The following is a 19286-nucleotide window of genomic DNA, read 5'->3' as shown; positions in this document are numbered from 1 at the left end:
CGAAGGAGCTAGCCGAGGGCGGGGCCGACGACGGCCAGGATCTCTGGCTGGTCGAAGAGTCGGGCCGAGAGCTCTTGCACGTCACGGAGCTCGACCTCGTTGATGCGGCGTAGCACCTCGTCGATCGAGCGCAGCCCGTCCTGCACCAGCTCGGCCTTGCCCAGCCTGGACATCCGAGCGGCGGTGTCCTCCAGGCCGAGCACCAACCCACCACTGAGCTGGCCCTTCCCACGGACGAGCTCCTCTGCCGAGATGCCGTGGCGCGCCACGCGGGCCAGCTCGGCCCGCACGGTGTGCAAGACAGCGTCGAGCTTGCCCGGCAGGCAACCGACCGAGACGCCGACCAGCCCGGCGTCGGCGTGGTGTGCGGCGAAGGAGTAGACCGAGTAGGCCAGCCCGCGTTGTTCGCGCACCTCCTGGAAGAGGCGGCTCGAGGTGCCGCCGCCGAGTGCTGTGTTCAGCACCCCCAGGGCGAAGCGTCGATCGTCACTGCGGGTCAGCCCGTTGACCCCGAGAATGACGTTGACCTGTTCCAGCGGACGCACGGCGCTGGCCACACCGGGGGCTACCCGGCGAGCACGAGAGCCGGTGCGCCCGCTCACGGGTGCCGCCTCGGAGTCGAGGAAACCCTGGCGGCCGAAGGCCTTCCGCACCAGGCGGACCAGGCCAGCGTGATCGAGGTTGCCGGCCGCGGCGACCACCATCTGCTCGGGCCGATAGTGGCGTCGATAGAACCGGGCCACCTGCTCGCGAGTGAGCCGGGTGATCGAGTCGGCGGTGCCGGCGATCGACCGACCCAGAGGCGAGTCACCCCAGGCCTGAGCGGCGAAGAGGTTGTGCACGACGTCGTCGGGGTCGTCGTCGTGCATCGCGATCTCGTCGAGGATGACCTCCCGCTCCGCCTCGACATCGTCGGCGAGCAGCAGGGAGCCGGTGATCATGTCGCCGATCACGTCGACGGCCAACGGCAGGTGCTCGTCGAGCACCCGCGCGTGGAAGCAGGTGTACTCCTTGGTGGTGAAGGCGTTGAACTCTCCCCCGACGGCGTCGAGCTCGGCGGAGATGTCCAGCGCACTCCGCTCCGGGGTGCCCTTGAAGAGCAGGTGCTCCAAGAAGTGCGAGCAGCCGTGGAGGGTGGGTGTCTCGTGCCGGGAGCCGACCCCGACCCAGACTCCGACCGCGGCCGAGCGGACGCCGGGGATCTCCTCAGAGATCACCCGCAGTCCGCTCGGCAACACGGTGCGGCGCACTCGCGAGGTCAACTGACCGTTGGCACCGCGCTCGGTGTGGACCGTGCGGGTGCGCGCCGAGGGCGCAGTCACTCGGCGGCTGCCGCCTCGTCAGCGGACTCGGTGGACTTCTCCTCCACCACGGGGACGAGCGAGAGCTTGCCACGGTCGTCGATCTCGGCAATCTGCACCTGGATCTTCTGGCCGACCGAGACGACGTCCTCCACGGCCTCGACCCGCTTGCCGTCGGCGAGGGCACGCAGCTTGCTGATGTGCAGCAGGCCGTCCTTTCCGGGCAGCAGCGAGACGAACGCGCCGAAGTTGGTGGTCTTCACGACGGTGCCGAGGTAGCGCTCGCCGACCTCGGGCATGGTCGGGTTGGCGATCGCGTTGACGGCCTGCTTGGCCGCCTCGGCTGCCTCACCGTTGGTGGCGCCGATGTAGATCGTGCCGTCGTCCTCGATGGTCAGCTGGGCACCGGTGTCGTCCTGGATCTGGTTGATCACCTTGCCCTTGGGGCCGATCACCTCACCGATCTTGTCGACCGGGATCTTGATGGTGATGATGCGCGGGGCGTGGACCGACATCTCCTCGGGCGCGTCGATGGCCTCGGCCATCACGTCCAGGATGGTCAGTCGGGCGTCCCGGGCCTGGGTCAGCGCCTGGGCCAGCACCTCGGCGGGGATCCCGTCGAGCTTGGTGTCCAACTGCAGCGCGGTGACGAACTCGCGCGTGCCGGCGACCTTGAAGTCCATGTCGCCGAACGCGTCCTCGGCACCGAGGATGTCGGTCAGAGCGACGTACTGTGTCGTGCCGTCCAACTCACCGGAGATCAGGCCCATCGCGATGCCGGCGACGGGGGCCCGCAGCGGGACACCTGCCTGCAGCAGCGACAAGGTGGACGCGCACACCGAGCCCATCGACGTCGAGCCGTTGGAGCCCATCGCCTCGGAGAGCTGACGGATGGCGTAGGGGAACTCCTCGCGCGTTGGCAGCACCGGCAGCAGCGCCCGGCGGGCCAGCGCGCCGTGTCCGACCTCGCGGCGCTTCGGCGAGCCCACCCGACCGGTCTCACCAGTGGAGAACGGCGGGAAGACGTACTTGTGCATGTAGCGCCGCGTCTTCTCCGGGGACAGCGTGTCCAGCTTCTGCTCCAAGGTGAGCATATTGAGGGTGGTCACGCCCAGGATCTGGGTCTCACCACGCTCGAACAGGGCCGATCCGTGCACCCGCGGGATGACTCCGACCTCGGCGTGCAGCGGCCGGATGTCGGCCAGACCGCGGCCGTCGATGCGGATCTTGTCGCGGAGCACGCGCTCGCGCACGAGGGACTTGTTCAGCGAGCGGAAGGCAGCACCGATCTCCTTCTCGCGGCCCTCGAACCGGGCGCCGAGCTGGTCGAGCAGCGAGCCCTTGATCTCGTCGAGCCGCTCCTCGCGTTCCTGCTTGCCGGCGATGGTCAGCGCCGCGGCGGTGTCGTCCTTGACCGCAGCCTCCACCGCCTCGTAGACGTCGTCCTCGTAGTCGAGGAAGATCGGGAACTCGGCGACCGGCTTTGCGGCCACCTTGGCCAGCTCGGCCTGGGCCTCGCACAGTTGCTTGATGAAGGGCTTGGCCGCGTCGAGCCCGGTGGCGACGACCTCCTCGGTCGGCGCCTGCGCACCCGACTGGACCAGGTCCCAGGTCGTCTCGGTGGCCTCGGCCTCGACCATCATGATGGCCACGTCACCGGTCTCGGTGACCCGACCGGCCACCACCATGTCGAAGACGGCGTCCTCGAGCTGGCTGTGGTTGGGGAACGCCACCCAGTTGCCCTCGATGAGGGCCATCCGGACACCGCCGACGGGACCCGAGAAGGGCAGGCCGGACAGTTGGGTGGACAGCGAGGCGGCGTTGATCGCCAACACGTCGTAGGGGTGGTCGGGGTCCAGCGCCATCACCGTGATGACGACCTGGACCTCGTTGCGCAGACCCTTCTTGAAGGTGGGTCGCAGGGGACGGTCGATGAGGCGGCAGGTGAGGATCGCGTCCTCACCCGGGCGGCCCTCACTACGGAAGAACGAGCCGGGGATCTGCCCCGCGGCGTACATCCGCTCTTCGACGTCGATGGTGAGGGGGAAGAAGTCGAAATGGTCTTTGGGCTGCTTGCCGACCGTCGTGGCCGACAACAGCATCGTCTCGTCGTCGAGGTAGGCGGTCACGGATCCGGCCGCCTGCCGGGCCAGCAGGCCGGTCTCGAACTTGACGGTCCGCTTGCCGTACTTGCCGTTGTCCAAGACGGTCTCGACGGCGGAAATGGTGGGTTCCACTCTCTCGTGGTCCCTTTCTCTTCGCGGAGCGATCCGCGAACGCCTCGTCTCGACAAGTCGCAGGCCGGTCTTCGATCGAGACCCGCGGCCGGCTGGCCGGTGTGGCACAGCCTCCGAAGGTCACTACCGAGGACCGGGCCAGACGTGGCGGGTCGCTCCTGGTGTGATGGATGTGCAGTTGTGTCTGCGTTCGAGACTAGCGCCCCGAACGGGGTGGGAATGCCACAGAGCGGCCGCCCCGACGGGCAGCCGCTCTGGTAGTCATCGACGCAGGCCGAGACGCTCCACGATGGAGCGGTAGCGGTCGATGTCGTTCTTCTGGAGGTAGTTGAGCAGTCGACGGCGCTGGCCGACCAGCAACAGCAGCCCACGACGACTGTGGTGGTCGTGCTTGTGCTGCTTGAGGTGCTCGGTGAGGTGGGCGATGCGGTGACTCAGCAACGCGATCTGGACCTCGGGGGAGCCGGTGTCGCCCTCGGTGGTGGCGTACTCGGCGATGATCTTCTTCTTCGTCTCGGTGTCGGTACCGATGGACAATGCGACTCCTCGTCGACTCTCGTTGCGCGGCGCCCCGGGGCCTGTTCACCCGGGCACTCTCGATCCGCGGCCGTTTCACGGCAACCGAAGAAGGCTACCAGCGCGTTCGACCGGGCCCCAAAACGAGGGCGCCCGTGGTGGCCAGCGGGTCACGCTGGCCACCACGGGCTTGGGGGTTCCGTCACTAGGGCTGTCGGAACCCCGTGAGTCGGGAGGTCACGACGTGCCCTCCAAGATCGCCACGACCTCCTCGGCCGACTGTGCGCTGCGGAGCCGCGCGACCTGGTCGGCGTCGACGAAGACGCCGGCGACCTTGCCGAGCAGAGCCAGGTGCTCCTTGCCTGCGCCGGCGATGCCGATCACGAACTCGGCTGGCTTGCCGTTCCAGTCCACCGGGCTGTCGTAGCGGACGAAGGACAGCGCCGTGCGATGGATGCTGTCCTTGGCCTCGTTGGTGCCGTGCGGGATGGCCAGACCGTTGCCCATGTGGGTGGACACAGAGGTCTCCCGCTCGTGCATCGAAGCGACGTACGCCGGGTCGACCGCGCCGACATCGACGAGCAGGTTGCCCGCCTCGGCGATGGCGTCGTCACGACTCCGCGCGGTGCCGTGCAAGACCACTGCGGACGGCTGGAGCAGCCCCGCAGAGGACGCCTCCTCCGCCACTGCCGCCCCGCCCTCGTGGGCGTTCGGGTCGTTGGTCCGCCGCAGCAGCTCGACAATCTCGTCGTAGCGGGGGCTGCCCATGAAGTTCTCGACCGACACGTGCACCGCTGACCCCGTCTGCTGCCGGGCCCGTTCGGTGAGGTCCTGGTGGGTGACCACCAGGTCGTAGGTGTCGGAGAGGTTCGAGATCGCCTGGTTGACCACCGTGACGTCGGAGAAGCCCGCCTGCTGAACCTTCTTGCGCAGCACCGAAGCACCCATCGCCGACGAGCCCATGCCCGCGTCGCACGCGAACACGATGCTCTTGATGGGCTTGGTGGCCACTGCGGTCGCCGTACCACCACCGGTGAGCACGGAGGCCACCGAGGACTTCTTCCCCTTCATGTCCTCCATGGACGCGGTCGCGGCCGCGAGGTCTCCGTCGTCCTCGGAGCGATCCAGCCTGAGCAACACTGCCGCGACCAGGAAGGTGACGACGAGGGCGGTGGACCAACAGAGCGTGACACCGACCACGCTGCCCTTCGCCATCGACGAATAGACCGCGAAGATCGAGCCGGGCGCCGCCGGAGCCACCAGACCGGAGTCGTTGATCACGTTCATCAGCGTGCCGGTGGCGCCACCGCAGATCAGCGCCAGGATCAGCCGCGGCTTGGCCAGCACGTAGGGGAAGTAGACCTCGTGGATGCCGCCGAAGAACTGGATGACGAAGGCACCCGGAGCGGTCGCCTTCGAGACGCCGCGGCCGAAGACCATGTAGGCGAGCAGAAGCCCAGCACCGGGCCCAGGGTTGGCCTCGAGCAGGAACAGGGCGGAGTGGCCGGCCGACTTGGCCTGGTCCAGGCCGAGCGGGGTGAGCACGCCGTGGTTGATGGCGTTGTTGAGGAACAGCACCTTGGCCGGCTCGATGATGACGGCCGTCAGCGGAAGGAGGTTGTGGTTGACGAGGTACTCGACCGCGTTCCCGAGCCCTTCCATGACCGCTCGCAGGACCGGCCCGAGCAGGAACATCGAGGCGATCGCCATCAGCGCGGCAGAGATGCCGGCCGAGAAGTTGTTGACCAGCATCTCGAAGCCGGGCTTGATCTTGCCGTCCCACAGCCCGTCGAGGCGTTTGATCACATAGGCCCCGAGCGGCCCCATGATCATCGCGCCCAGGAACATCGGCGAGCCACCGGTGTCTGCGTAGACCGGATCGAAGAGAGGCGAGCTGGTCGCCATGATGATGCCCATCGTCGACGTCGCACCGACCACGCCACCGCGCAGCTTGTAGACGTTGTAACCGCCCGTGTAGGCGATCAGGAGCGGCAGCAGGTAGTAGATGCCTGGGCCGACGATCGTGGCGATCTTTTCGTTGGGGGTCCAGCCGACCGGAATGAAGAAGGCCGTGATCAGACCCCAGGCGATGATCGCGCCGATGTTCGGCATGACCATGTTGGACAGGAACGTGCCGAACCTCTGGATATGAACTCTGGTCGAGGTCCGGGGATCGGTTGCGGTGTCTGTCGCCATGCTGATCCTTTCGTGACGCCCAGCCCGAGGGGCGGGGCGGACAAATCACCCTTGATCTGCGAATTTCTTTATAGTGACCCGTTCCTGCCCGAGTCAAGGGGTGTTGTCCGACCAATTGCCAACTAATCGGGCCCGGAGTACCGTCCGGTTCAGGCCCCGATCACCCCCGTTCGTCGATCAGAAGGAGTTCCCATGAAGGCGCTGAGGTTCTATGCACCAGAGGACGTGCGTCTCGAGGAGGTCGAGGAGCCGACCTGCGGCTCCGACGAGATCAAGCTCCGCGTGCGGAACTGCTCGACGTGCGGCACCGACGTGAAGATCTTCTACAACGGACATCAGAACCTCACTCCCCCGCGCATCACGGGGCATGAGATCGCCGGCGAGGTCGTCGAGGTGGGCGCGGACGTCAATGCGACGTACGGCTCCAACTGGCAGGTCGGTGACCGCGCCCAGGTGATCGCCGCGGTCCCGTGCGGCGACTGCTACGAGTGCCGGAAGGGCTGGATGGCGGTCTGTCAGAACCAGACCTCGGTGGGCTACCAGTACGACGGCGGCTTCGCGGAGTACATGACCGTGCCGCGCGAGGTGCTCAAGGTCGACGGGCTCAACCGGATCCCCGAGAACGTGGGGTACGACGAGGCGTCAGCCGCCGAGCCCTTCGCCTGTGCGATCAACGCCCAAGAGCTCCTGGGCATCGAGCCAGGTGACACGGTCGTCGTCTTCGGCGCGGGCCCGATCGGCTGCATGCACATCCGGATCGCCCGCGGCGTCCACCAGGCCGGCCCGGTCTACCTCGTCGACCTCAACGCCGAGCGGCTCCAGATGTCCGCCGACGCCGTGCACCCCGACGAGGTCATCAACGCCGCCGAGACCGACGTCGTCGAGCGGGTCTTGGAGCTGACCGGCGGCCGCGGCGCCGATGTCGTGATCACGGCGACCGCGGCGAATGTCACCCAGGAGCAGGCGATCTCGATGGCCGCCCGCAACGGCCGGATCTCCTTCTTCGGCGGGCTGCCGAAGAACGACCCGTTCATCACGTGCGACTCCAACCTGGTGCACTACCGCCAGCTGCACATCCACGGAGCCAACGGCTCCGCTCCCGAGCACAACAAGCGCGCCCTGGAGTACATCTCCACCGGCCAGGTCCCGGTCAAGGACCTGATCACCGAGCACATCCCCCTCGACCGCGTCCTGGACGCCTTCCAGATCGTCAAGAACGGCGAGGCGATCAAGGTCACCGTCGAGCCCTGATCTGGTGCGTCTGCCGCGGTGTTCTTGCGTCTGCCGCGGTCTTGTCGTGGCAAAGGGTCCGGTATACCGGACCCTCACCCACCACAGCACCGCGGGAGATGGGGCGGCGAGCAACCCCTCGCCCAGCGCAGGTTGGCGGCGGAGGATCAGCGATCGAGGCAGGCGCGGACGGCGGCGCGGGCGGAGAGCGGGTCGTCGGCGGCCAGGGCTGCCTCGGCAACTTCGACACAGGTGGTCATCGACACCTTGTCCAGCTGAGCGCCCACCGCGCGGACAGCGGCCGGCGCCATGGACAACGAGGTGACGCCCAGGCCGACGAGCACACAGGCCAGGGCAGGGTCCGCGGCCGCCTCACCACACACGCCCACCGGCTTGCCGTTGGCCCGGCCGGCCGACGCGGTGATCGCGATCAGCTGGAGGACAGCGGGCTGCCAGGGGTCGGTGAGGTGGGCCAGGTCTGTGGCCATCCGGTCGGCGGCCATGGTGTATTGGGTGAGGTCGTTGGTGCCGATCGAGACGAAGTCGACCACCTCGAGCATCCGGTGGGCCAGCAGCGCGGCGCTGGGAACCTCGATCATGATGCCGGGCTTGAGCCCTCGCGCACGCACCTTCTCCGCGAACTCCTTGGCCTCCTCCACGGTGGCCACCATCGGAGCCATCACCCAGGTCTCCGTGCCGGTGCGTTGGGCCGCACCGGCAACGCCGTCGAGCTGATGGTCGAGTAGGGCGGGATTGTCGAAGGAGAGCCGGAGGCCACGCACGCCGAGGGCGGGGTTCTCCTCGCCCTCGTGGGTGGCGAAGGCGATCGGCTTGTCCGAGCCGGCATCCAGGGTGCGGATGACGACGTACTGACCCGGCCGGGAGAAGGCCTCCAGCACCTCGGCGTAGATGTCGGCCTGTTCCTCCCGGTCCGGTTCGTCCTGGCGGTTCAAGAAGCACAGCTCGGTGCGGAACAGCCCCACGCCCTCGACCGGCGACCCGGAGGCCTGCCGCGCGGACTCACCGTCGGCCACGTTGGCCAGCAGCTTGACGTGGGTGCCGTCGAGGGTCTTGGCTGGGCCGCTCCAACTCTCGAGCTCAGCGCGTGCGGCGCGGTCACGGTCGACCCGCGCGATCGACTCGGCTCGGTCAGGATCGATCTCGATGCTGCCGAGCGTGCCGTCCACGAGCAGCGCAGTGCCGCCGCTCAGGCCGGTGGCGCCGGCGACGCCGACCACGCAGGGGATGCCTAGCTGCCGCGCGATGATCGCGGTGTGACTCGTCGGCCCACCGCGCTCGGTGACCAAGGCGACGATCAGCGTCGGGTCGAGACCGGCGGTGTCGGACGGGGCGAGGTCCTCGGCGACCAGCACGGAGGCGTTCTCGGGTGTGGGCACGCCCGGCTCCGGCTCACCGACCAGGTGCGCAATCACCCGGCGCTCGATGTCGCGCAGGTCGGTGGCCCGCTCGGCCATCAGACCGCCCATCGCGGTGAAGACGTCGACGAACTGGTTGGCAGCCAACTGGACGGACTCGATGAGTCCGGTGCCGGCCGTGAGGTTCTTGGCCACCGCCCCGCGAAGGCCCTTGTCGCGCGCAAGCCCCGCGCTGGCGGTCAACACCTCGGCGGATGCCCCGGACACCTTGTCGGCCTTGCGCGCGAAGCCCTCCGCCACTGTGCCGGCAGCGTCGTCGAACGCGGCCAACGCCGCATCGGGGTCGGAGAACCCGCCGTCGCCATAGCGGGCGATGGCCTCGGCCGACACCTCCCCCGACACGCGGAGGGCCGGGCCGAAGGCCAGGCCCGGAACGACAGGTGTTCCCGACAACGACTCTGCAGTGACCATGGCCACAGTCAACCGCTTGCACCCCTTGACAGTCAACACATTCGGCACTAAAACAATACAAACAAAGATTGCGGTTGGCCGCCCACGGTGACCGACCACAGGAAGCCGGATCGGGGGTCGCTATGTATGCCGAGGAACGGCAACAGGCGATGGCCGAACTGGTGACCCGTCGCGGTCGGGTCTCGGTCGTCGAACTGGCGAAGACCTTCGAGGTCACCACGGAGACGGTTCGCCGTGATCTTTCCACACTCGAGGGACACGGTCTCCTCCGCCGTGTCCACGGCGGCGCGCTACCCCCCGATTCGGTCACCTGGCTGGAGGCCCGCCTCAGCGACCGCGACCTGGCCAACACCGCCGAGAAGGAGCGCATCGCCAGAGCTGCTCTGCAGTTCCTCCCCCAGCGCGAGGCGACCCTGATCCTCGACGCGGGCAGCACCACGATCCGACTCGCCGAGATCCTTCCGCAAGACCACCGACTCACCGTCTTCACCCATGCGGTGCCGATCGCGTCCCGGCTGGCCGAGCAGGAGGTCGAGCTGCATCTCCTGCCGGGCCGGGTGCGCAGTCGCACACTCGCCGCCGTCGGGGTGGACACCATCGCAGCCCTCGACCGGGTCCGCGCGGACCTGGCCTTCGTCGGCACCAACGGCATCGGCCTCTCCCACGGGTTGTCCACCCCGGACCACGAGGAGGCGGCCACCAAGTCCGCATTGATCGCCGCAGCAGCACGGGTGGTGGTCCTGTGTGACTCGAGCAAGATCGGAGTGGAGCGCACCATGCAGTTCGCCAAGCTGTCCGATGTCGACGTGCTGGTCACCGACGACCAAATCACGCGCGCCCAGCGCAAGGAGCTCGAGTCCACCGGTCTGGAGGTCGTGGTCGCATGATCGTCACCCTGACGCCCAACCCGAGCGTCGACCGCACCGTCACCTTGGACGGACCCCTGGTGCGCGGCGCGGTCCAGCGCGTGGCGTCGGTGACCTCGGTCGCGGCTGGCAAGGGGGTCAACATCTCGCGCGCCGCGGTCGCCGCCGAGATCCCGACGGTCGCGGTGCTCCCTGCCGCGGACGACGATCCCTTCGTCCACGAGCTGCTCAGCGCCGGGATCGACGCTCGCCCGGTGCCTCCGGCAGGAGATGTCCGGGTGAACCTCGCGATCACCGAGCCGGACGGCACCACGACCAAGCTCAACAGTCCCGGCGCCACGGTGACCGCGCCGGTACTGGACGCCATGGCCAAGACGATGCTGGCGCGAGCCGAGACCGCATCGTGGGTGGTGCTGGCCGGCTCCCTCCCTCCGGGCGCTCCGGTCGGGTGGTACGCCGACCTGGTGACCGCCCTGCGAGAGACGCCCGCCAAGGTCGCTGTCGACACCAGTGACACTCCCCTGGCCGCGCTGGTGGCGGCACTCCCCGCAGCCGCTCCCGACCTGATGAAACCCAACGGGGAGGAGTTGGCGTCGTTCACCGGCGCCGACGCCGAGGAGCTCGAGTCCGATCCGCGAGCGGCGGCCCGGGCCGCGACCTACCTCGTCGACCGGGGTGTCTCCACGGTGCTCGCGACGCTGGGCGGCGCTGGAGCCGTCCTCGTCACTGCGGAGGAGGCGTGGTACGCGCCCTCCCCACCCATCGATGTCGTCAGCACCGTCGGTGCTGGGGACTCCAGCCTGTTCGGCTACCTCCTCGGGGAGGTGCGGGGGCTCGCCCCCGCTGAGCGGCTGGCTCTCGGGGTCGCCTACGGCAGTGCTGCCGCGGGTCTTCCCGGCACAACCATCCCCAACCCCTCGCAGACTCGGCCGGACCTGGTCCGGGTGAGCCCGCTCAACCCCACACCGGAGAAATCATGACCGACATGATCACCGCCGAGCTGGTGCGGCTCGACGCGGACCTGGGCTCGGAGAAGTCCCAGGTCATCAACCAGTTGGCGACCGTGGTCGCCGCGGCGGGACGCACCGGCTCGCAGGAGCAGCTCGTCGCCGACGCCATGGCTCGGGAGGCGACGTCCAACACCGGCCTGCCGGGCGGCATCGCCATCCCGCACTGCCGCACAGCGGCGGTCGAGGTGCCTACCCTCGCCTTCGCCCGGCTCTCCCCCGCGGTCGACTTCGGCGCCAAGGACGGCCCGGCCGATCTGGCCTTCCTGATCGCTGCTCCCGAGGGCGGCGACGCCACCCACCTGAAGGTCCTCACCATGCTCGCGCGGGCCCTGGTCAAGCCAGACTTCGTCGCCGGCCTTCGCTCGGCGACCACTCCGGAGGAGGCGGTGGCGGTCATCCAGAGCGAGGTCTCCGAGCCCGAGCCAGCAGCTGGAGGAGCCCACGCCGCCAGCACCCCCGCTCCCGCCGCTGGCGCCGCGGCCTCGTCCGGGGCAGCCCACAGCCTGGTCGCCGTGACCGCATGCCCGACCGGCATCGCCCACACTTACATGGCGGCCGAAGCTCTCGAGCGGGCAGCCGAGGCAGCGGGCGTCGAGATCCACGTGGAGACCCAGGGCTCGGCCGGAGCCAAGCCGCTCGACCCAGCGATCATCTCCGCGGCCGACGCAGTCATCTTCGCCGTCGACGTGGGCGTGCGTGATCGGTCCAGGTTCGCCGGCAAGCCGATGGTCAGTTCGGGAGTCAAGCGCGCCATCGACGACGGTGACGGCATGGTGGCTGAAGCTCTCCGCTACGCCGCAGACCCGGGTTCCGCGCCGAAGGTCGAGGGCAGTGCTGCTGACGGCGCCGCGTCGACCGGTGGAGGCGAGGGTGAGAGCTGGGGCGGACGCACCCGTCGCGTGCTGATGACCGGTGTGTCGTACATGATTCCGTTCGTCGCCGCGGGCGGGCTGTTGATCGCGCTCAGCTTCCTGCTCGGTGGCTACGAGATCGCCGGGCCGTACGGCGACATCGCCGTCCACAACACGCTGTTCAACCCACCCAACGCCGGTGACCTCGGGCTCGACCACGCGCTGTTCAGCTCCGGCTTCTTCGCCTATCTGGGTGCGATCTTCTTCATCATCGGCAAGACAGCGTTCATGTTCTTCGTGCCGGCGCTGGCCGGCTACATCGCGTTCGCCATCGCCGACCGACCGGGGATCGCGCCCGGGTTCGTGATGGGTGGCCTGGCCGCGAACATCTTCGGCGTCACTTCGAGCAGCGGCGTCGCCTTGCCCGCCACGGGCTTCCTCGGGGCCATCATCGGCGGCGTGCTAGCAGGCATCGTCGCGCACTGGATCGCCTCGTGGGCGGTGCCGAGCTGGGCCCGGGGGCTGATGCCGGTCATGGTGATCCCGCTGCTCACCTCGCTGATCTGCGGCGTGCTCATGATCATCGTCCTCGGCAAGCCGATCGCCTGGCTGATGGACAAGCTCAACGACGGGCTGAACTCCATGAGCGGCAGCAGCGCGGTCCTCCTCGGCGTCGTGCTCGGCCTGATGATGGCCTTCGACATGGGTGGACCGCTGAACAAGGTCGCCTACAGCTTCGCGGTCGCCGGCATCGGCAGCGCCTCGCTCGCCAGCAACGCCCCGCAGCTGCGGATCATGGCGGCCGTCATGCTCGCCGGCATGGTGCCGCCGATCGCGTTGGCGCTGGCCACCGTCGTGCGGCCGCATCTGTTCACCCCGGCCGAACGTGAGAATGGGAAGGCCGGCTGGCTGATGGGCGCATCGTTCATCACCGAGGGCGCGATCCCGTTCGCGGCAGCCGATCCGCTGCGGGTCATCCCGCCGATCATGCTTGGTAGCGCCCTCACCGGCGGTCTGGCCGAGGCGATGCATGTGGCGTCGCGAGCACCACATGGCGGCATCTTCGTGCTCTTCGCGGTCAGCAACATCTTGGGCTTCTTCATCGCCCTGATCGCCGGCACCCTCGTGGGGGCAGCAGGCGTGATCCTGCTCAAGTCCATAGGCAAGTCCGATCCGGAGAACATCACCATCGCCGTCTGAGGCGGCGACGTCTCGGATATCGTCCGGGTGGCTGGCGCGCCAGTCACCCGGACGGCATCATGTCTCGCAGCACACCCAGCCACGAAGGAGTCCCATGCCCAGCAAGTCCGTCGTCGTCGGTTCGTCCGTCGGCCTGCACGCTCGTCCTGCCGCTGTGATCGCCGAGGCTGCCGGTGAGCTCGATGCCGAGGTGACCATCAACGGCGTCGACGCCAGCTCCGCGCTCCTCTTGATGACGCTCGGCGCCTCGTGCGGTGACAGCGTCGAGGTCGCCAGCGAAGACGAAGCCGCCCTCGAGCAGATCGCTGCCCTCGTCGAGAAGGACCTCGACGCCTGACGAGTCGGCGTCTGCCGCGGTGTTTTTGCGTCTGCTGCGGTCTTGTGGTGGCAAAGTGGCCTGTATACCGGGTCCTCAGCCACCACAGCACCGCGGGAGACAGGCCCCGGCGGTCAGCAACCCGAGGCGACCGGCAACCCAGTGCCCAGGCTCAGGACACCAGTTCCCTGGTCCGCTGCACGTCGCGGCCCATCTGCTCGATGAGTTCGTCGACCCCGGCGAACCGCTCCATGCCGCGCAGTCTGGCGACGAAGGCGACCTCGACCTCGACGCCGTAGAGCTCGAGGTCGGTCCGGTCCAGCGCATAGGACTCCACCCGACGTTCCCGGGTCCCGTCGAAGGTCGGATTGGTGCCCACCGAGACGGCAGCCGGGAACACCTCGTCGGTGTCGAGGCGCCGTAGCCTGCCGGCGTACACGCCGTCGGCGGGAACCGCTGCCATCTCCGAGGTCGGCAGATTGGCGGTGGGGAAGCCCAGCTCGCGACCCCGATGGTCGCCCTCGACGACCACGCCACGCACCGAGAGCGGCCGGCCCAGCGCCTCGGCCGCACCCTCGACGTCACCGGCTGCCAGGCAGGTCCGCACGTAGGTCGAGGACCAGACCTGTGGCCCGCCGTCCAGCGCCACGCCCTCCACCGTGAAGTCGCGAGAACGCCCGGCCTCCTCAAGCAGGCTCACGTCGCCAGCAGCCTTGTTGCCGAAGCGGAAGTTGGCGCCGACTACCACGGCCGCGGCGTGCAACGCACCGGCCAACACCCGGTCGATGAACTCCTCAGGCGACCAACCGGCCACGTGTCGGTCGAAGGGGAGCACCAGCACTGCGTTGGCTCCGGCCGCGTCGAGAAGCTCGATCCGGTCCGGGATGCTGGTCAAGATGAGCGGGGCGTGCTCAGGCCGCAGCACCGCGAAGGGGTGCGGGTCGAACGTCACGGCCACCACGGTGTCGACCTGTCGCTCGGCGGCGACGTCGCAGGCTCGACGGATGACCTGCTGGTGGCCGAGGTGGACACCGTCGAAGTTCCCGACCGTGACAACAGTTCTCCCGAGCTCGGTCGGGACCTCCTCGATGGTTCGCCACACACGCACGACGGAGAGTTTTTCATAGGCCCATCTGGCCCCGACAACCTCATCCCCCGCGGTCACCCGGGCTAGGACGTGGTCGGGCAGAAGACGGCGATCGGCCGGGCTCCGGAGGATCGGGGCTGGTAGAGGGCGAGGAAGGTCCCGTCGGGGGCGAACACGGCCACCGGCGCGGTGTCCGAGCCATCGCCTCTGCCGAGGTCAAGGTCGAGAGGTCGACCGAATCCGGCATCGCGGGCCTGGATGCCGGTGAGGTCGACCGCCCTGAAGCAGCGGCGGGCGGCGACCTCGAGGGGGATGAGCGCGAAGGAGGCTTGTAGCTCGGGAAGGGTCCGGGCGTCGGCCAGATCGAAGACACCGACGGCGGTACGCCGCAGCGCAGTCAGATGGCCACCGACGCCGAGGACTGCACCCAGATCGCGCGCGATGGCGCGGATGTAGGTCCCACTCGAGCAGCGCACGGAGACTCGCACGTCCAGTGCCTCATCGACGTGTGCGATCTCGTGCACGACGATCTCGTGGATGCTCACCCGTCGCGCACTGAGCTCCACCTGCTCACCGTCGCGGACCCGCTGATAGGCCCGCTTGCCGGCCACCTTGATGGCTGACACGGCCGAGGGCACCTGGTCGACCTCACCGACGAGGGCCGCCAATCCAGCACGGGCCTCGGCCTCGGAGAGATCGCCGACAGCGGTGGTGGTCACCACCTCGCCCTCCGCGTCGTCGGTGGTCGTCGACATGCCGAGCCGGATGGTCGCGTCGTAGCCCTTCTCGGTCAGCATCAGGTGGCCGAGCAGTCGGGTCGCCCGGTTGACCCCGAGCACGAGGACCCCGGTGGCCATCGGATCGAGCGTGCCGGCATGACCGACCTTCCGCGTCCCCGCGAGTCGGCGCACCCGGGCGACGACATCGTGGGAGGTCTGGTCACCGTCCTTGTCGACGATGACCAGACCCGATCCGACGGGCCGGCCGGACACCGACTGGGCAGGATCAGTCATCGACGCCGAGCGCCGCGTCATCCTCCAGGTCCGCATCGACGGGCTTCTTGTAGGGGTCGGGCTCGCCGGCGTACGCCGCTCCCTCACGCCGTGCGGCCACCTCCTCGTCGGACTGACGGGCACGCGCCAGCACCTCGTCGAGGTGACGGGCCGTCTCCGGCAGCGCGTCGTGAACGAAGGTGAGCGTGGGAGCGTGCCGCATGCCGAGCTGCTTGGCGACCTCCGAGCGCAGCAGGCCCTTGGCGGACTCCAACGCAGCAGCGCTGCTGGTCAAGGCGTCGTCCTCATCGCCCAGCACGGTGTAGAAGATGGTCGCCTGCTGGCCGTCGCCGGTGAGGCGTACGTCGGTCACCGTCACGAAGCCGAGCCGCGGGTCCTTGATCCGACGCTCAAGCATCTCCGCGACGATCACCTGGATCCGATCGGCGATCTTGCGCACCCGTGGGTTGGTCATAGCTGCCTCCTGAGCAGACGCGGACGGGCTCAGCCGCGCGGGATCTCCCGCATCTCGAAGAACTCCACGATGTCGTCGATCTTGATGTCCTGGTAGTTGCGGAGCACCAGACCGCACTCGAAGCCCTCACGGACCTCGGTGACGTCGTCCTTCTCGCGACGCAGCGAGGCCACGTCGAGGTTCTCGGCGACCACGGCACCGTCGCGGATGAGTCGAGCCTTGGCGTTGCGGCGGATCGTGCCCGAGACGACCATGCATCCGGCGATGTTGCCGATCCGGGAGCTGCGGAAGATCTCACGGATCTCCGCCTGGCCGAGGACAGACTCCTCGAACTCCGGCTTGAGCATGCCCTTGAGCGCTGCCTCGATCTCGTCGATCGCCTGGTAGATGACCGAGTAGTAGCGGATCTCGACACCCTCACGCTCGGCCAGCTCGGTCGCCTTGCCCTGCGGGCGAACGTTGAAGCCGATGATGATGGCGTCCGACGCGGCAGCCAACATCACGTTGGTCTCGGTGATCGCACCGACACCGCGGTCGATGACCCGTAGCGACACCTCGTCGCCCACGTCGATCTTGGCCAGCGAGTCCTCGAGTGCCTCGACCGAACCCGACACGTCGCCCTTGAGGATGAGGTTGAGCTCCTGGCTCTCGCCCTTCTCCATGGACGCCATGAAGTCCTCGAGGGTGCGGCGCACCCGACGCTGCGCCTGCATCGCGGCGCGCTCGCGCGCCTCCCGCTTCTCAGCGATCTGACGGGCGATCCGGTCATCCTCGACGACCAGGAAGTTCTGCCCCGCACCCGGCACGGCGGACAGGCCGAGAACCATCGCGGGACGGGACGGATCCGCCTCGTCGATCGGCTCGCCGAACTCGTCGAGCATGGCGCGCACACGGCCATGGGCCGGTCCGGCCACCAGCGAGTCGCCGACTCGCAGCGTGCCGCGCTGCACCAGCACGGTCGCCACCGGGCCGCGGCCCTTGTCCAGGTGAGCCTCCACGACCAGACCCTGAGCGTCCTGGTCGGGGTTGGCCCGCAGGTCGAGCGAGGCGTCCGCGGTCAACACGATCGCCTCGAGCAGCTTGTCGAGGTTGAGCTCCGACTTCGCCGACACGTCGACGAACATGGTGTCGCCGCCGTACTCCTCCGGAACCAGGCCGTACTCGGTCAGTTGGCCGCGGACCTTGGTCGGGTCGGCCTCGGGCTTGTCGATCTTGTTGACGGCGACCACGATCGGCACCTCGGCGGCCTTGGCGTGGTTGAGCGCCTCGACCGTCTGGGGCATCACGCCGTCGTCCGCGGCCACGACCAGCACCGCGATGTCGGTGGCTTGCGCACCACGCGCACGCATGGCCGTGAATGCCTCGTGACCGGGAGTGTCGATGAAGGTGATCCGGCGGTCCGCGCCGTCGACGTCGGTCGCCACCTGATAGGCGCCGATGTGCTGGGTGATCCCACCGGCCTCCTTGGCGACGACGTTGGCGTCACGCAAGGCGTCGAGGAGCTTGGTCTTGCCGTGGTCGACGTGGCCCATCACGGTCACGACCGGCGGACGAACCTGCAGGTCGCCCTCGACCCCTTCGTCCTGGCCGAACTCGAGGTCGAAGGACTCCAACAGCTCGCGGTCCTCGTCCTCGGGCGAGACCACCTGGACGGTGTAGTTGAGCTCCTCACCGAGCAGCTCGAGGGTCTCGTCGTTGACCGATTCGGTCGCCGTGACCATCTCGCCGAGATGGAACAGCATCTGCACCAGCTGCGCCGGCTCGACGTTGATCTTCTCCGCGAAGTCGGTCAGCGACGCGCCGCGGGCCAGGCGCACGATCTCGCCGTTGCCCTTGCGGACCCGGATGCCGCCGATCGTCGGCGCTTCCATGTTGTCGAACTCTTGGCGTCGCTGCCGCTTGCTCTTGCGGCCGCGCCGAGACGGACCACCCGGGCGCCCGAAGGCACCCTGGGTCGTGCCGCGGCCGCCCGGACGTCCTCCAGGACGACCACCGCCGGACGGGCCGAAGCCGCCAGGAGCGCCGCCACGACCGGGGGCGCCAACACCACCGCGGCCGGGCGCTCCGCCACGGCTCGGGGCGCCGCCACGACCCGGTGCGCCGGGCCTGCCCGGCGCGCCTCCGCGGCCCGGACCGGCGCCGAACGCAGCCGGCGACTTGGGCATCATCGCGGGGTTGGGGCGCGGCATGCCGGGGCGACCGCCCGAACCACCTTCGCGGGCAGCCGGGGGACGCGGCACGCCTGCGCTGGGCTCCGTCGGGCGACGGCCCATGCCCTGCGAGGACGCGAACGGGTTGTTGCCGGGGCGCGGTGTGCCCGGGCGACCGACCGGTCGGGGGGCTGGCGTCTTCGGCGCTGGAGAGCTGGTCTGCGCCGGTGGCTCAGGAGCGGCCGGCGGCGGGGTGGGCTCCGGCTCTGTCGGAGCCGGAGCAGCGGGCGCCTTCGGGGCGGGCCTGGGGGCCGGCTTGGCGGCCTTCTCGACCGAGGCCACCGTCTCGGCGGCGGGTGGGGTCGGCTCGGCTGGCGCCGCGGACTTCTTGGCGGGTGCAGGAGCGGCGGTCGCCATCTTCGCCTCGAGGTCGGCGCCGAAGCGGTCCTCGAACTTCTTGACGGCGGGCAGCTCGATGGAGGAGGAGGCAGTTTTGACGAACTCGCCCAGCTCGCCGAGCATCGAGATGACCTCGCTGCTCTTGACGCCGTACTTCTTGGCGAGTTCTGAAACTCGGGTCTTGGCCACGGTGGTGCGGTGCTCCTTCTGGCCGGACCCGAGGGTGGGTCAGACCTTAGTGGTGGGCTGGCTCATCGTGAGGTACTCATCGAGTGCTCATGAGCTGTTGCTCCAGTTCCTGGTCGGCTCGTGCTGGTCAAGTGCTGCCGAGCGAGGAGAGGTACTCCCCCAGCGGCACGGTGGTGAGCTCGCCGACCCGAAGGGCACGACCGAAGGCTCGCCGTCGTACTGCGAGGTCGTAACACTCGGTCGTGGGGTGCAGGTGCGCACCTCGCCCGGGTGTGCTGGCTGCTGGATCGGGGACGACGGCCGGCTGACCGAACGCATCCGAGCCGGCGACCACGCGCAACAACTCGCTCTTGGCGGCACGCTCCCGACATCCCACACAGGTCCGGATCGGACCCGAAGACATGCTGTCGCGCACCACCGAAGG

General features: G+C 68.8%; 15 protein-coding genes. 5 read left to right on the top strand and 10 right to left on the bottom strand.

Annotation, left to right across the window (positions count from 1 at the left end):
* Nucleotides 1-8 precede the first annotated feature (8 nt).
* The 4 genes from QM714_RS01695 to QM714_RS01680 all read right to left on the bottom strand — a co-directional run bounded on the left by QM714_RS01695 (nt 9) and on the right by QM714_RS01680 (nt 6250).
* Nucleotides 9-1322 (bottom strand): M16 family metallopeptidase, encoded by a 1314-nt coding sequence (locus QM714_RS01695; RefSeq protein WP_415096993.1) that lies wholly within the window; start codon nt 1320-1322, stop codon nt 9-11.
* Nucleotides 1319-3538 (bottom strand): polyribonucleotide nucleotidyltransferase, encoded by a 2220-nt coding sequence (locus QM714_RS01690; protein WP_415096991.1) that lies wholly within the window; start codon nt 3536-3538, stop codon nt 1319-1321. Before QM714_RS01690 ends, QM714_RS01695 begins: the two co-directional genes overlap by 4 nt.
* A 261-nt stretch (nt 3539-3799) precedes the next feature.
* Nucleotides 3800-4075, bottom strand: a complete 276-nt coding sequence (gene rpsO, locus QM714_RS01685; RefSeq protein ID WP_415096989.1) for a 30S ribosomal protein S15 — start codon at nt 4073-4075, stop codon at nt 3800-3802.
* 216 nt (nt 4076-4291) lie between these two features.
* A complete protein-coding gene (locus QM714_RS01680; protein WP_415096987.1) occupies nt 4292-6250 on the bottom strand; it encodes a PTS mannitol transporter subunit IICBA in 1959 nt (652 codons plus the stop codon).
* 192 nt (nt 6251-6442) lie between these two features.
* Here QM714_RS01680 and QM714_RS01675 point away from each other — a divergent pair, with 192 nt between their 5' ends.
* Entirely contained in the window at nt 6443-7501 is a 1059-nt protein-coding gene (locus QM714_RS01675; protein WP_415096985.1) for a zinc-dependent dehydrogenase, read from the top strand.
* 146 nt (nt 7502-7647) lie between these two features.
* Here the strand turns inward: QM714_RS01675 and ptsP are convergent, their stop codons facing one another.
* Nucleotides 7648-9327 carry a phosphoenolpyruvate--protein phosphotransferase gene (ptsP, locus tag QM714_RS01670; protein WP_415096983.1) on the bottom strand — a complete coding sequence of 560 codons (1680 nt, stop codon included), beginning with the start codon at nt 9325-9327 and terminating at the stop codon, nt 7648-7650.
* 74 nt (nt 9328-9401) lie between these two features.
* Between ptsP and QM714_RS01665 the strand changes: the two genes are divergently transcribed.
* The 4 genes from QM714_RS01665 (at nt 9402) to QM714_RS01650 (ending at nt 13591) form a co-directional block, all read left to right on the top strand.
* The gene (locus QM714_RS01665; protein ID WP_415096981.1) at nt 9402-10214 is read left to right on the top strand and encodes a DeoR/GlpR family DNA-binding transcription regulator; all 813 of its coding nucleotides are present in this window, start codon (nt 9402-9404) and stop codon (nt 10212-10214) included.
* Complete coding sequence (locus QM714_RS01660) at nt 10211-11173, top strand: 1-phosphofructokinase family hexose kinase (protein WP_415096979.1); 963 nt, start codon at nt 10211-10213, stop codon at nt 11171-11173. Before QM714_RS01665 ends, QM714_RS01660 begins: the two co-directional genes overlap by 4 nt.
* Nucleotides 11167-13254, top strand: coding sequence for a fructose-specific PTS transporter subunit EIIC (locus QM714_RS01655; RefSeq protein WP_415100937.1), 2088 nt, complete (start codon nt 11167-11169; stop codon nt 13252-13254). The genes QM714_RS01660 and QM714_RS01655 overlap by 7 nt, the downstream gene beginning before the upstream one ends.
* A 94-nt stretch (nt 13255-13348) precedes the next feature.
* Entirely contained in the window at nt 13349-13591 is a 243-nt protein-coding gene (locus tag QM714_RS01650; protein ID WP_415096977.1) for an HPr family phosphocarrier protein, read from the top strand.
* A gap of 151 nt (nt 13592-13742) precedes the next feature.
* On the opposite strand, the gene QM714_RS01645 is transcribed toward QM714_RS01650, so the two are convergent.
* From QM714_RS01645 to QM714_RS01625, 5 genes are all read right to left on the bottom strand, one after another.
* On the bottom strand, nt 13743-14678 hold the full coding sequence (locus QM714_RS01645; protein WP_415096975.1) for a bifunctional riboflavin kinase/FAD synthetase: 936 nt from the start codon (nt 14676-14678) through the stop codon (nt 13743-13745).
* 62 nt (nt 14679-14740) lie between these two features.
* Entirely contained in the window at nt 14741-15670 is a 930-nt protein-coding gene (gene truB, locus QM714_RS01640; protein ID WP_415096973.1) for a tRNA pseudouridine(55) synthase TruB, read from the bottom strand.
* Entirely contained in the window at nt 15663-16124 is a 462-nt protein-coding gene (gene rbfA / locus QM714_RS01635; protein WP_415096971.1) for a 30S ribosome-binding factor RbfA, read from the bottom strand. The genes truB and rbfA overlap by 8 nt, the downstream gene beginning before the upstream one ends.
* 29 nt (nt 16125-16153) lie before the next feature.
* Nucleotides 16154-18862 carry a translation initiation factor IF-2 gene (gene infB, locus QM714_RS01630; RefSeq protein WP_415096969.1) on the bottom strand — a complete coding sequence of 903 codons (2709 nt, stop codon included), beginning with the start codon at nt 18860-18862 and terminating at the stop codon, nt 16154-16156.
* Nucleotides 18863-18989: 127 nt separating this feature from the next.
* Nucleotides 18990-19265, bottom strand: a complete 276-nt coding sequence (locus tag QM714_RS01625; protein ID WP_415096967.1) for a YlxR family protein — start codon at nt 19263-19265, stop codon at nt 18990-18992.
* Between the last annotated feature and the right edge of the window lie 21 nt (nt 19266-19286).

This window comes from Nocardioides sp., from assembly GCF_047602075.1.
Lineage (GTDB): Bacteria > Actinomycetota > Actinomycetes > Propionibacteriales > Nocardioidaceae > Nocardioides.
The sequence above is the reverse complement of the archived record's forward strand: the minus strand, read 5'-3'. Positions and strand labels throughout refer to the sequence as shown.

Coding starts and splice junctions, on each gene's coding strand:
- rbfA (WP_415096971.1), bottom strand. CDS start 16,124: ATGACCAACCCACGGGTGCGCAAGATCGCCGATCGGATCCAGGTGATC.
- ptsP (WP_415096983.1), bottom strand. CDS start 9,327: ATGGTCACTGCAGAGTCGTTGTCGGGAACACCTGTCGTTCCGGGCCTG.
- QM714_RS01625 (WP_415096967.1), bottom strand. CDS start 19,265: ATGTCTTCGGGTCCGATCCGGACCTGTGTGGGATGTCGGGAGCGTGCC.
- QM714_RS01660 (WP_415096979.1), top strand. CDS start 10,211: ATGATCGTCACCCTGACGCCCAACCCGAGCGTCGACCGCACCGTCACC.
- QM714_RS01675 (WP_415096985.1), top strand. CDS start 6,443: ATGAAGGCGCTGAGGTTCTATGCACCAGAGGACGTGCGTCTCGAGGAG.
- QM714_RS01680 (WP_415096987.1), bottom strand. CDS start 6,250: ATGGCGACAGACACCGCAACCGATCCCCGGACCTCGACCAGAGTTCAT.
- truB (WP_415096973.1), bottom strand. CDS start 15,670: ATGACTGATCCTGCCCAGTCGGTGTCCGGCCGGCCCGTCGGATCGGGT.
- QM714_RS01650 (WP_415096977.1), top strand. CDS start 13,349: ATGCCCAGCAAGTCCGTCGTCGTCGGTTCGTCCGTCGGCCTGCACGCT.